Genomic DNA, 12,486 nt, shown 5'->3' on the forward strand with positions numbered 1-12,486 from the left:
CGTTCACTCCTCACCGTGGGAGGTCCGACCGGAGCGGACCCGTGGGATGCGGGGCAGGCGGGGAATCGGGGTCGTGGCGACCGTCGGGGCGTCGGTCAACGCCCGGGCCAGCTCGGCGACGGTCGGGGCGGCGAAGATGTGGCTGGCGGTCGCCGGCAGCCGTTCCACGGTGGCGATCCGCGCGGCGACCCGGACCGCCCGCAGCGAGTTCCCGCCCAGGGCGAAGAAGTTGTCGTGCGCCCCGACCCGCTCGACGCCCAGCGCGTCGGCCCAGAGCGCGGCCAGCCGTCGTTCCAGCTCGGTACGCGGTGCGACGTGGACCGGTCGGCGGGACGGCTGCCGGGGCGGCGGAGCCGCTGCGTCCGCACCCGCCGGCAGGGCCAGCCGGGCGTCGAGGTCGGTGAGGCGGGTCTGCGGCGCCTCGGCCATCGCGTCGAGCACCCGCAGCAGGGCGTCCGCCAGCCACTCCATCACGGCCCGGTCGAAGACCTCCGCCTGGTACTCGACGGTCACCGCGATCCCGGCCGGCGTACGGTCCGGGCCGTAGTCGTCGGTCACGTCCACCAGCAGCTCGAACCGGGCCGCGCCGGTGCGGATGACCTCCACCCCGCTCCGCACGCCGGTCACGGCGAGACTGCTCCGCGCGTTGTTCTGCAGGGCCAGCACGACATCCACCAGGGGGTGCCGACCGGGCGACCGCGGCGGGTTGAGGTCCGCCACCACCTGTTCGAACGGCACGTCCTGGTGGGCGAACGCCGCGACGTCGACCTCCCGGACCCGGGCGAGCAGCTCGGCGAGCGTCGGGGCGTCGGACAGGTCCGTTCGCAGCGCCAGCATGTTCACGAAGAACCCGACCGCGTCGGTCGGGGCGACGGTCCGGCCGGCGATCGGCGCGCCGACCGCGATGTCGTCGCCCGCGCCGGCCCGCCTCAGCACGACGGCCAGCGCCGTGTGCAGCACCATGAACAGCGTGGCCCGGTGCCGCCGGCCCAGCTCGACGAGCCGGGCGTGCACGGCGGGGTCCACCTGCCGTACCGCGGTCTCGGCCCGGGGGCCGGGGGCGGCGGGCCGGTCGGCCAGTCGGGGCAGGGCCAGCCCGCCCGGCAGGTCGGCCAGGACCGAACGCCAGTAGGCGAGCTGCCGGGCGGCCACGCTGCCCAGGTCGGCCGGGTCGCCGATCCGCGCCTGCTGGTCGGCGCCCACGGCGTGCCGTTCGGGCGCCGGCAGCTCAGGCGCCGCGCCGAGCCGGCGGGCCGCGTACGCGCCTGACAGGTCGTGCAGCAGGGGCGCCAGCGACCAGCCGTCCGCGGCGATCTGGTGCATCACCAGCAGCAGGGCCGCTCCGGGCTGGTCGGCGTCGACGGTGAACACCACGGCCCGGAACGGAGGCTCGGCGCTCAACTGGAACCGGTACTGGGCGGCCGACGCGACCCGCTCGGCGAGTTCGGCGTCGTCGGCGACCCGGACCACGGCGGTGTCGAGCCGCGCCTGCCCCGCCGGCAGCACCCGCTGCTCCGGTTCGCCGTCGTCGACGGTGAACACCGTCCGCAGCGCCTCGTGCCGGTCGACCAGATCCTGGAGCGCGACCCGCAGGGCGGCGGTGTCGACCTCGCCACGGAGCCGGACGAGGATCGGCATGTTGTACGCGATTCCCGCGTCGACCTGGTCGAGGAACCAGAGCCGTCGCTGGGCGAACGACAGCGGCGTACCGCGTCCGGCGCTCTCGATCCCCTCCGACGGCGGCTGCTCCGTCGCGGAACGGCGGACCTCGTCCAGGCGCCGCGCCACCGCGGCCACGGTGGGCGCCTCGAACATCGCCCGTACGCCGATCTCGGCGCCCAACACGGTGTGGATGCGGCTCAGCAGTCGCGCCACCCGCAGCGAGTCACCGCCCAGGTCGAAGAAGTCGTCGTCGACCCCTACCGACGGTACGCCGAGCACCTCGGCGAACAGGTCGCACAGCGCCTTCTCGGCGTCGGTGCCCGGCGGACGCGACGCCCCGGACCCGTCCGCCCCGACCGGTAGGTGCTCCGGTAGGGCCGCGCGGTCGAGCTTGCCGTTTGCGGTAAGCGGCAACGCGTCCACCGCGACGACCACCGCCGGCACCATGAACTCGGGCAGCACGGCGGCGACGTGGGTCCGCAGGTCGTCCCGCCCGGGCGGGCGTGCGCACTCCTCGGCCGGCACCACGTACGCCACGAGCTGCCGCTCGCCGTGGCGGTCGTCGGCAGCCGCGACGGCGGCCCGTTCCACCGCCGGATGCCTGGTCAGCACCGCCTCGATCTCGGCCGGTTCGACCCGGAAGCCCCGGACCTTCACCTGGGCGTCGACCCGTCCCACGAAGTCGAGCGGGCCGCCCACGCCCCGGCGGACCACGAGGTCCCCGGTGCGGTACATCCGTTCACCGGGCCGGCCGAACGGATTGGCGACGAACCGGTCGGCGGTCAGCCCCGCACGGCCGAGGTAACCGTCGGCCAGGCCGGCCCCGGCGGCGTACAGCTCGCCGACCTCGCCGTCCGGCACCACCCGCAGCCGCTCGTCCAGCACGTATGCCGCTTTCGCGGCCAGTGGCCGGCCGATCGGCACCGCAGCGCTCTCCGCCTCGGCCCGGATCACCGGGTGGGTGGTCACGAAGATCATCGCCTCGACCGGGCCGTACCCGTTGCGCAGCCGCAGCCCGGGGAAGCGGTCCAGCGCCCGGCCGACGTGCGCCGGCGACAGCGCCTCGCCGCCCACCAGCAGGTCGCGGACGCCGTCGAGTGCGGCCGGATACTCGTCCACCACCACGTTGAACAGGCTGCTGGACAGGTACATCGTGGTGACGCCGTGCTCGCTGGCGAGGCGGGCCAACACCACCGGGTCCACGCGGTGCCCCGGATACAGCACGCAGGTGCCGCCGTGCAGCAGCGCGCCCCACAGCTCCAGCACGCAGGCGTCCCAGGAGACCGGCGCGCACTGCAGCCACACCGCGTCGGGCGCGGTCGGCAGGCCGTCCTGCCCGGTCAGGGTGCCGACGATCGCGTGGTGCGGCGCCGCGACACCCTTGGGCCGGTCGGTGGAGCCGGAGGTGAACATGACGCAGGCGACGTCTCCGGGGCGGGCCCGGCCGGCCCCCCGGGGCAGCTCCCGCCCCTGGTCCGCGTCGACGCCGACGAACCGGGCTCCGGTCCCGAGCCGTCGCACGGCCGCGTCGGTGGGGGCGACCACCAGGGCGACGCCGGCATCCTCCGCCATGCCGCGCAGCCGTTGCGGTGGAAAGGCGGGGTCGAGCACCAGGTATCCGGCCCCGGCCTTCAACGCCGCGAGGATCGCGACCACCAGGTCGACGCCGCGCTCCAGGTGCACCCCGACCACCGCGCCGGGCCGCGCGCCGGCATCGGCGAGACACTGGGCCAGGCGGTCCGCGCGCGCGTCCAGCCCGGCGTAGGTCACCCGTTCCGAGCCGTACACCAACGCCGTCGCATCCGGGGTACGGGCGACCTGCTCCTCGAAGACCTCGTGTACGCAGCGCTCGCCCGCCCGTTCGGAGCCCACCTCAGGAACCCGTGGACGCGGTATCCGGCGAGCCCCGATCGGCTTCGGCGCGGTCCCTCAGGAGGCTCGCCGGACGGATGTCCGACCAGTGGGTCTCGACATAGGACAGGCAGTCGGCTCTGCTGGCCGCCCCGTGGACGATCCGCCACCCGTCCGGCACGTCGATGTCGACCGGCCACAGTGAATGCTGGTTCTCGTCGTTGACCAGCACCAGGTATTCGCCGTTCTCGTCCTCGAACGGATTGCTCGTCATGTCGGCACCTTCCTCTCTTCCTTCTGCTCGGCAACGCCGTCCCAGTCGGGAAGGATCACGTCGATGTCGCGCACCGGGCGGTTGGCCATCCCCCACACCGCGACAGCTATCCCGCATCCGCCGGCGATCAGCAGCATCGCCGCCATACCGCTGCCGGGGCCGCTCCCGACGACCGGCTGGAGCAGTCCGACCAGGCCGGTGCCCGCGGCGGCCTGCGGCTCGAAGACGCGGTCGGCGACCAGCCCGGAGCAGACCATGGCCAGCGGCGCGGAGATCTGGGACACGAACATCACCGCGCCGAAGACCCGGCCCTGCCGCTGCGGGGGCACCTTGGTCTGGATGATCGCCTGCATGGTGCCGTTCACGATCGGCATGAGCAGTGCCCCGACCAGGATGGCCGCGCACCAGGCGGGGACGTCGCGGGACGCGGCCATCAGAACCTGGGAGGTCAGGCACATGCCGACCACGCCCAGCAGCATGCCCCGGATCCGTGCTTTCGGGCCGCCCCACACACCCATCAGCAGGCCACCGAGGATCCCGCCGACGCCGATGCTGGCCATGACGCTCGCCAGCGCGGACGCGTCGTTGCCGGTGCGGGCCAGGATCATCGGCTGCACGATGGCGTACCCGAAGACCATCACCAGGTTGACCACGAAGATGACGAGCACGAGGCCACGCAGGCTGGGCCGTACGAACAGGTACCGCAGTCCGTCAAGCGATTCGGCGCCGAGCCTGCGGCGAGGCTCGACGGTGGCGCCGTCGCGGGGTTGTTCGTGCGGGCCGGCCGCCTGGATGGTGAGCAGGGCGAGGACGAAGCTGAGCAGGTCCACCAGGAGGATCGTCCCGAGCCCCGAGGTGGCGACCAGCACCCCGGCCAGGGCGGGTCCGCAGATCTCCGCCGTGCTGCGGGCCGTCCCCAGTAGACCGTTGGCGCGTTGCAGCTGGTCCTTGGCGACCAGCAGGGGGATCGCCGAGAAGAGCGCCGGGTACTGGAAGGCGGCGGCGGCACCGAGGAGCGCGACGGCCAGGTAGATCTGCCAGAGCTGGAGCTGCCCGGAGAAGTGCAGGGCCGCCAGTGCGCCCACGACCACCAGCCCACCGATGTCCGCGAGTTGCAGCGCCGTGCGCTTGCGCAGGCGGTCCACAAGCGCCCCCGCCGTGGGGCTCAGCAGCACCTGCGGCAGCACCGCGAGGACCGAGAGGAGAACGACGGCGGTGGCCCGCTGGCCGGACGTCCAGGCTTGCACCACGAAGGCGAACCGGAGGACCGAGTTTCCGATCAACGTGACGAGCTGCCCTGCCCAGATGATGCCGAATCTGCGCATGAACGGGCCAGCCCCCCGAAGTCACTGCCGGGCTGACAACGTTCGCCCGCCCGACATGATCGCTTCCCCGAGGCTATCGACGCGCATGACAACGGTCAATGTCCCTACCTGTTGTTCATTCGCGTTCGGATGAGCCCGGCCGTACCGCCAGCCAGCCACCTACCGTCAGCGGTCCTCGTCGCCGAACGCCGTACGCGGGTCGAGACGCTGACCCTGCCCGTACTCCTCGGCGAAGCCGGCCGGGCCGAGCGCCTCGACCGCGGCCGCCCGCGCGGCGGCCAGGTCGGCCGCGTCGTCGGGATCGGGCACCTGACCCAGCGCCGCGAACGCGTCGTCCGCGACGGCGACCATCCGGGCCGCCCGGTGATGGTCACCCTCGGCCGACGCGAGGGCGGCGCCCGCCACGCAGACGTACGGCACCAAGTCCGCCCAGCCGTTCTGGAAGACCCTCGCGCGACTGGTGGCGAACAGCTTCCTCGCCGCGTCGAGATTGCCGAGACCCAACTCGCAGAAGCCGAGGTTGTGCGTCTCGGAGTTGACGATCGTGGGCTGGCCCAGGGCCTCGTTGAGCGCGATGCTCTCCCGGTACAGGTCCCGAGCGCGGGTCAGGTCGCCGGACATCCGGGCGACGGCCGCCAGGACGTGCCGGGGCCGCTCCTCCAGCCTGCGGTCGCCGGAGCGCAGCGCGACCTCCAGGGCTTCCCGGGCGCGGGCCTCGCCGCCCGGCAGGTCGCCCCCACGGATGGCGACCCGGGCGAGGCTGTACCGGGCCTCCACCTCCCCCGCCGGATCACCGGCCGCCCGCGCCCTGTCGATCTCCGTCTCGCTCATCCGCACCACGGCGTCGGTCTCGCCCCGACGAAAGGCCGCGCGAACGTCGTCGCTGAAACCCATGTCTGTCGCCTCCTGCGTCGTTCCTGTCGTCGAGGGCGTCCGCACCCGTCACAACGCCTCGAACATCGTCCAGGTCTCCACGAGCCTGAACCCCATCGACTCGTAGAGCGGCCGACCCATCGCGCTGGAGTGCAGGTACGCGGCGTCCGCGCCGGCCGCGACCCGCCGCGTCCCGACGGTTCGCGGACCCGGGGGCGCGGCGGTGGCTGCCGACCGTCGCCTATGCCGTCCAGTCCCCGAACGGGGTGAGCGGGACGAGCGCGGGCCGTCGTACCACAGTCGTCAGCTCGATCCGTCGACCTTCGGCTGCCGAGCGCAGCAGGGCGGTCATCGTGTCGAGGACGTGCAGCGCGACGTCGCCACCGGCGCGCGGCGGACGCCGACCGTCGGCCCGGACGAGGTCGATCAGACCGACGCCCCGGGAAGCCTCGGCGTACCCGGCCAGCGGTTCGAGAACCCGCCATTCGCTGCCGCCGAGCGCGAACAGGCGGACCTCACCGTCGAAGACGTTCGGATCGGGTACGGCGATTGTGCCGGTCTCCCCGTGCACCTCGATCGGCGCGGCCGTCGTCGCGACGCCGTCGAAGCTCGTCGTGATGGTGGAGAGAGCGCCGTTGGCGTGTTCGAGCACACCTGTCACGTGGCTGTCCACCTGCACGGGGATCCGCTGGCCGGTGCGTGGGCCCGAGCCGATGACGCGTTCGGCGCGCAGCCGGCTGGCGGCGCCGACCACCGCCCGGACCGGCCCGAGCAGGTGCACGAGCGCCGAGATGTAGTACGGCCCCATGTCCAGCAACGGGCCGCCGCCCGGGGCGTAGTAGAAGTCGGGCTGGGGGTGCCAGCGCTCGTGCCCCGGCGTGACCATGACGGCCGACGCGGACAACGGCCGCCCGATGAGCCCGTCGTCGATCGCCGCCCGCGCGGTCTGCGTACCCGTACCCAGAACGGTGTCCGGAGCGCACCCGACGCGGACGCCGGCCGACGCGGCCCGGCTGATGATGGTTCCGCCGTCCTGGAACGTCACGGCGAGCGGCTTCTCGACGTACACGTTCTTGCCGGCGTCGATCGCGCCGAGTGAGATCTCGGCGTGCGCCGCGGGGATCGTGAGGTTGAGGACGGTCTGTACGTCCGGGCGGTCGAGCAGGCGCTGCACGCTCACCGCCTCGGCGCCGGGAATCGTGGCGGCGACAGCGGCCGACCGGGAGGCGTCGAGGTCGGCCACCGCGGCGATGGACACCGCGGGGTGGTTCGCGAGCGTGTCCAGGTACGCGCGGGAGATGACCCCGAGACCGACTACGCCGACGCGATGCGGGTCGCCCACACCATCCCCCTCTCGATGACGGTACGGACGCTCGGGTGCTCCAGCACGTCGAGGCTGTGCCCCGGGGTGGTCACGACGATGCGCCCGGCACCCCACACCCGGGTCCAGATCGCCGGGGACGTGACCGGCCGCTGCCACGGATGCCAGGCCCGCGTGGGGTGGGTCGTGGTGGCCAGGACGTCGATCAGGTCGTCGTGCAGCACCCAGTACTGCTCGGTGACCAGGTCGAAGTCCTCGACGCCCGTGGTGATCGGGTGTTCGCGGCCGAGGTCGGTGATGGCCACCGTGTGCGGCAGGAAGTTGTCCTCAGCCCCACCGTGCCGCTCGCACGGCTCCTTACCCGGGTGGGTGGCGAACTGGCCGCCCACCAGATGCAGGTACTCCGACGACGCGCGGAACGAGTCCACGATGCCGCCGTGCCAGCCGGTGAGGCCCGTCCCGGCGGCGACCGCCGCGCTGAGGCCTGCCACCTGATCCGAGGTGATCTGCGACATCGTCACGCACTGCACGACGAGGTCGGTGTCTGCCATCTCGGCGGCATCGGCGTAGATCTCGGTCGACCCCTCGACCCGTACCGTATAGCCGTTGCCCTCGAGGTACGGGATGAACAAGTCTGTCGCCTCGACCGGCTGGTGCCCCTCCCACCCGCCTCGAACCACAAGCGCTCTCCGCTGCGTCAACACTCGCTCCCTCCCCCGGTCCGTCATCGGCGGGCTGGCCGCTCCCACCCGCCGACGAACCGCCGATGCCTGTTGCTTGTCGAGCATCGAAACCGTACTCGTCGTTGCCACCCCACGGTCCACAGGCGGTCTCCGGGCTCCGCCCGGACGTCCGTCCACACCGGCCAGCGCCTCGTCAGCGTGTCGCCCGATGACATGGCCTGCTCACGGACGATTCCTTGGGAGCGGTACCAGTCGGGGCCGAAATCCGGCCCTCCCGATCGCTACACTCGCCGCAACCCCGGCACCGCCCGCAGATTCAGCGGGCGCTGATCCGAATCGAATGGAGACGCCTGTGACCCGCGACAAGGCGGCACCCGCCGGCATCGACCCCAGCATTCCCAGTGTGGCCCGGGTCTACGACTTCTTCCTGGGCGGCAAGGACAACTTCGAGGCCGATCGGAAGGTCGCCGAGCACGCCCTGCGGATCACACCGGACGGGCCGGCGGCCGGCCAGGCGAACCGGGCCTTTCTGCGTCGGGTCATTCGCTTCCTCGTCACCGAGGCGGGCATCGACCAGTTCCTCGACATCGGATCGGGGCTGCCCACCCAGGGCAACGTGCACGAGGTCGCCACCGAGCACAACCCGAAGGCCCAGGTGGTGTACGTGGACAACGATCCGATCGTCCTGAGCCACGGGCGGGCCCTGCTCGCCGCGGAGGGCACCGCGACGGTGATCCAGGCGGACATCCGGGCACCGCAGGAGATCCTCAACCACCCGGACGTCCGTCGGTTCCTCGACTTCGACCGGCCGGTCGGGCTGCTGCTCTTCGCGATCCTGCACCACCTCGGAGACGACGAGGATCCGCGAGCGGTGGCGGCGGAGTTGATCGACGCGCTGCCCTCCGGCAGTTACGTGGCGATCTCGCACTTCCGTGACCCGGGTGAGCGGGACCCGGAGGGCTCCCGCAAGGCTCGCGAGGTCGAGCGGGTCTTCAACGAGTCGCTGGGCACCGGTCGCTGGCGTACGGACGAGGAGATCCTCGCCTTCACCGACGGGCTGACGCTGCTGGAGCCGGGTCTGGTGCCGTTGGCCGAGTGGCGTCCGGAGCCGGGTGCGCCCGCCCCGACCCAGACCGACACCTACCACACCTTCGTCGGGCTCCTCGCCCGCAAACCGTAGGGCCCGCCCTCCGGTGGGGCCGTCGGCGGGGACCGCCCCGCCGGCGCTGCCCCGCCCGATATTTTGCGTGGCACGCATCTTTGCGTGTCACGCAATTAATGTTAGCGTGGTGGCATGACGGGGTTGCGGGAGCGGAAGAAGGCCGAGACGCGGGCGGCGCTCGGCTGGGCCGCGATCCACCTCACCGTCGAGCGCGGCTACGACAACGTCCGCGTCGAGGACATCGCCGAGGCGGCCGGCGTCTCCCCGCGTACCTTCAACAACTACTTCGCCAGCAAGGCCGAGGCGATCGCCTCCCGCCACCTCGACCGCAGCCTGCGCACCGCCGCCGCGCTGCGCGAACGCCCCGCCGACGAGCCGCTCTGGGCGGCGCTCACCCAGGCCGCGCTGGAGCAGTTCAGGCCCGGCCCCGAGGTCGAGGCGATGCCGTCGCCCGCGCACGCCCAGTGGGTGGCCGGCGTCCGCACCATGCTCGCCGAGCCCGCGCTACAGGGCGAGCGGCTGCGCGCCGTCGCGATCGCCGAGGCCGAACTCGCCGCCGCGATCGCCGAACGCACAGGCACCGACCTCGCCACCGACATGTATCCGAGACTCGTCGCGGCCGCGGCCAGCGCCGCCGTCGCCGTGGCCATGCAGCACTACCTCGACAGCGCCGACCCGCCCACCCCGATCGAGCGCCTCATCACCGACGCCTTCACCCAGGTCGCCGCCGGCCTCCCGCCGCCGGGCCGCTGAAGCACCACCCGCGCCCAACGCACAACCTGACAGACCTCCTCCGCCGCGTACACCCGCGGCGGGCCGGCCGCGTGCCGCGCCCGCCGTGGCGATGACGCACGCCCGGAAAGGATCACGATCATGATCGATGTCCTCATCGTCGGGGCCGGCCCCAACGGCCTCATGCTCGCCTGCGAACTGGCCCTCGCCGGCGTCCACCCGGTCGTCCTCGAACGCCACGCCGCGCCCACCGGCGAGCCCCGCGCCAACGGCCTCGTCGGCCAGGTCGTCCGCCTGCTCGACAGGCGCGGCCTCCACGCGCGGCTCACCGGCGAGAGCACCCCGCCGGCACCCCAGCCCGCCTTCACCTTCGGCGCGTTCCCGCTGGACCTCACGGTGCTCGCGGAGAACCCGCACTACGTGCTCGGCGTGCCACAGGCCCAACTCGAGGCCACCCTCGCCGCCCGGGCCGTCGAACTCGGGGTCGACCTTCGCCGCGGCCACGAGGTCGTCGACCTTCGCCAACGCCCCGACGCGGTCGAGGTCCGACTTGCCGACGGTACGCGACTCACGTCCCGTTTCCTCGTCGGCGCCGACGGCGGTCGCAGCGTGGTGCGCCGCCTCGCCGGTATCGACTTCCCCGGCGTCACCAATGACCTGTCGATCTCCCGCACCGCCACCGTGACAGTCCCCGCGTCCTCCGTCGACCCCGAGACCGGCGGCCTGCGCGCCCCCGGCTACGGCGTCGTCCCGCCGTTCCAGCACACCCGCACGCCGCGCGGGCTGATCGCCTGGGCTCCGTTCCCCGGACGCCCGGCGATCCTGAGCACGACGGAGTGGCCCGACGCGCCGACGAGCGACGAGACCCCGATGAACCTGGCGGAGCTACGGGCCAGCGTCGCCCGGGTGCTCGGCGCCGACATCCCCCTCGGCCCACCCGACGGCCCCGGCCTGCTGCGGCGGCTGACCGGCGGCAACACCCGCATCGCCGACCGCTACCGCGACGGCCGCGTGCTGCTTGTCGGCGACGCCGCGCACGTGCACTCCGCGATCGGCGGCCCCGGGCTCAACCTGGGCCTACAGGACGCCGCAAACCTGGGTTGGAAGCTCGCCGCCACGGCGCGTGGCTGGGCACCGAAGGGCCTGCTCGACACGTACGAGACCGAGCGTCGCCCCGTCGCCGAACGGGTGGTCATGTCGACCCAGGCGCAGGCGGCGCTGATCGGCCCCGGCGACGAGATCACCGGCCTGCGGGAACTCTTCGCCGAGTTGCTGCGCATCCCGCAGGTGACAGGGCACATCGCGGCGCTGATGTCCGGAGTGGACGTCCACTACCCCGCCGACCCCGCCGACCCGCTGGCCGGCCGGAACGCCCCCGACGTGGTCGTGCACGGCGACCACGGCCCGATCCGTCTCGCCGAGCTGACCCGCGCCGCCCGGCCGCTGCTGCTGGACTCCACTGGCGCCTACGCCGAGGTCACCGCGCCATGGCGTGACCGCGTCGACGTGGTCACCGGCCAACTGGAGGGCACCACCGCCACCGCGCTGCTGGTACGCCCCGACTGCTTCGTCGCCTGGTCAAGTGGAGACGCCGGGACGCTGCGCGCCTCCCTCACCCGCCATTTCGGCCGTCCGCGGTGATCAGATCGCCATTGGTCGCGCCGGCACCCACTGGTACGACAGACTCGCGCGCATGGTCACGTCACCGCGCAGCGTCTCGGAGGTGACCGACGCGATGCGTTCGGGTGCCCGGGTGAAGTTCCTGTTCTTCTGGGGGCACCAGCCGCAGCGTGACGGCAGCATCGGGCCCGGGTGCCTGAGCCAGTGGTGGCCGGCGCCGTTCACCATCGACGGGCTGCGCTTCGCCACGGCCGAGCACTACATGATGTGGCGCAAGGCCACCCTCTTCGACGACCACGCCACGGCCGCCAGGATCCTGGCGGCGGCGCATCCGCATGCCACCAAGGCGCTGGGCCGGCAGGTCACCGGCTTCGACCAGCGGATCTGGGAGGAGCAGCGCTACGACATCGTGGTGGCCGGCAACACGGCGAAGTTCGGCCAGGATCCCGCGCTGCGCACCTACCTGCTCGGCACGGGTGAGCGGGTGCTCGTGGAGGCCAGCCCGCTCGACCGGATCTGGGGCATCGGCCTGGCCGCGGACCACCCGCACGCCGCCGAACCCGCGCGCTGGGAAGGCCCGAACCTGCTCGGCTTCGCACTCATGCACGCCCGCGCGATCCTGCGCGGGCAGGACCCGACCGGCGGATGAGCCGCCGGATCTGCGGCGCGCCTGACGGGCCCGCTGGGTTCCACCGGCGGTGGAACCCAGCGGGCCCGTCAGGCGGGCGGTGACTGGGCGGTGTCGGCCAGGAGCAGGGACAGCTCGCGGACCAGGTCGTCCATCGACTGGCCACTCTGCGCCCTGACCAGCCCGAGAGCGAGGTCGGCCAGCAGATAGAAGCCGAGGGTACGGGCCTGCTCGGAACTGAACGCCGACATCAGCGCCTCGGCGCCGGCGAGGTCACCTCGGTGTCTGGCGGCGATGACCCCGGCGGCACGTTGGACGATCTCGGCCGCTTCGGGGGTGTACCCGCTCACGCCGA

11 protein-coding genes are annotated in these 12,486 nt (G+C 72.9%); 4 read left to right on the plus strand and 7 right to left on the minus strand.

Going from position 1 to position 12,486, the window contains the following annotated elements; genetic code table 11:
* Positions 1-3 precede the first annotated feature (3 nt).
* From FHG89_RS16535 to FHG89_RS16560, 6 genes are all read right to left on the minus strand, one after another.
* Positions 4-3,534 (minus strand): non-ribosomal peptide synthetase, encoded by a 3,531-nt coding sequence (locus FHG89_RS16535; RefSeq protein WP_139585281.1) that lies wholly within the window; start codon positions 3,532-3,534, stop codon positions 4-6.
* A gap of 1 nt (position 3,535) precedes the next feature.
* On the minus strand, positions 3,536-3,787 hold the full coding sequence (locus FHG89_RS16540) for an MbtH family protein (protein ID WP_139585282.1): 252 nt from the start codon (positions 3,785-3,787) through the stop codon (positions 3,536-3,538).
* Positions 3,784-5,112, minus strand: a complete 1,329-nt coding sequence (locus tag FHG89_RS16545; protein ID WP_139585283.1) for an MFS transporter — start codon at positions 5,110-5,112, stop codon at positions 3,784-3,786. The genes FHG89_RS16540 and FHG89_RS16545 overlap by 4 nt, the downstream gene beginning before the upstream one ends.
* Positions 5,113-5,277: 165 nt before the next feature.
* On the minus strand, positions 5,278-6,006 hold the full coding sequence (locus tag FHG89_RS16550; protein ID WP_139585284.1) for a tetratricopeptide repeat protein: 729 nt from the start codon (positions 6,004-6,006) through the stop codon (positions 5,278-5,280).
* A gap of 220 nt (positions 6,007-6,226) precedes the next feature.
* Positions 6,227-7,327: a Gfo/Idh/MocA family protein gene (locus tag FHG89_RS16555; RefSeq protein ID WP_139585285.1), complete on the minus strand. Its 1,101-nt coding sequence runs from the start codon at positions 7,325-7,327 to the stop codon at positions 6,227-6,229.
* Positions 7,300-8,010, minus strand: a complete 711-nt coding sequence (locus FHG89_RS16560) for a ThuA domain-containing protein (protein ID WP_425280185.1) — start codon at positions 8,008-8,010, stop codon at positions 7,300-7,302. The genes FHG89_RS16555 and FHG89_RS16560 overlap by 28 nt, the downstream gene beginning before the upstream one ends.
* A gap of 331 nt (positions 8,011-8,341) precedes the next feature.
* Here FHG89_RS16560 and FHG89_RS16565 point away from each other — a divergent pair, with 331 nt between their 5' ends.
* The 4 genes from FHG89_RS16565 (at position 8,342) to FHG89_RS16580 (ending at position 12,152) form a co-directional block, all read left to right on the plus strand.
* Entirely contained in the window at positions 8,342-9,169 is an 828-nt protein-coding gene (locus FHG89_RS16565) for an SAM-dependent methyltransferase (RefSeq protein WP_139585287.1), read from the plus strand.
* Positions 9,170-9,283: 114 nt separating this feature from the next.
* Complete coding sequence (locus FHG89_RS16570; RefSeq protein ID WP_139585288.1) at positions 9,284-9,904, plus strand: TetR/AcrR family transcriptional regulator; 621 nt, start codon at positions 9,284-9,286, stop codon at positions 9,902-9,904.
* A 120-nt stretch (positions 9,905-10,024) separates the two neighbouring features.
* Positions 10,025-11,524 carry an FAD-dependent monooxygenase gene (locus tag FHG89_RS16575; protein WP_139585289.1) on the plus strand — a complete coding sequence of 500 codons (1,500 nt, stop codon included), beginning with the start codon at positions 10,025-10,027 and terminating at the stop codon, positions 11,522-11,524.
* 52 nt (positions 11,525-11,576) lie between these two features.
* A complete protein-coding gene (locus FHG89_RS16580; protein WP_139585290.1) occupies positions 11,577-12,152 on the plus strand; it encodes an NADAR family protein in 576 nt (191 codons plus the stop codon).
* A gap of 68 nt (positions 12,153-12,220) precedes the next feature.
* Here the strand turns inward: FHG89_RS16580 and FHG89_RS16585 are convergent, their stop codons facing one another.
* The gene (locus FHG89_RS16585) at positions 12,221-12,481 is read right to left on the minus strand and encodes a superoxide dismutase (RefSeq protein WP_139585291.1); all 261 of its coding nucleotides are present in this window, start codon (positions 12,479-12,481) and stop codon (positions 12,221-12,223) included.
* Between the last annotated feature and the right edge of the window lie 5 nt (positions 12,482-12,486).

Source organism: Micromonospora orduensis (assembly GCF_006228125.1).
Lineage (GTDB): Bacteria > Actinomycetota > Actinomycetes > Mycobacteriales > Micromonosporaceae > Micromonospora > Micromonospora orduensis.

What these genes read in the sequence shown, in the direction of transcription:
- FHG89_RS16540 (WP_139585282.1), bottom strand. Translation starts at nt 3,787, where the DNA reads ATGACGAGCAATCCGTTCGAGGACGAGAACGGCGAATACCTGGTGCTG.
- FHG89_RS16545 (WP_139585283.1), bottom strand. Translation starts at nt 5,112, where the DNA reads ATGCGCAGATTCGGCATCATCTGGGCAGGGCAGCTCGTCACGTTGATC.
- FHG89_RS16550 (WP_139585284.1), bottom strand. Translation starts at nt 6,006, where the DNA reads ATGGGTTTCAGCGACGACGTTCGCGCGGCCTTTCGTCGGGGCGAGACC.
- FHG89_RS16570 (WP_139585288.1), top strand. Translation starts at nt 9,284, where the DNA reads ATGACGGGGTTGCGGGAGCGGAAGAAGGCCGAGACGCGGGCGGCGCTC.
- FHG89_RS16575 (WP_139585289.1), top strand. Translation starts at nt 10,025, where the DNA reads ATGATCGATGTCCTCATCGTCGGGGCCGGCCCCAACGGCCTCATGCTC.
- FHG89_RS16580 (WP_139585290.1), top strand. Translation starts at nt 11,577, where the DNA reads ATGGTCACGTCACCGCGCAGCGTCTCGGAGGTGACCGACGCGATGCGT.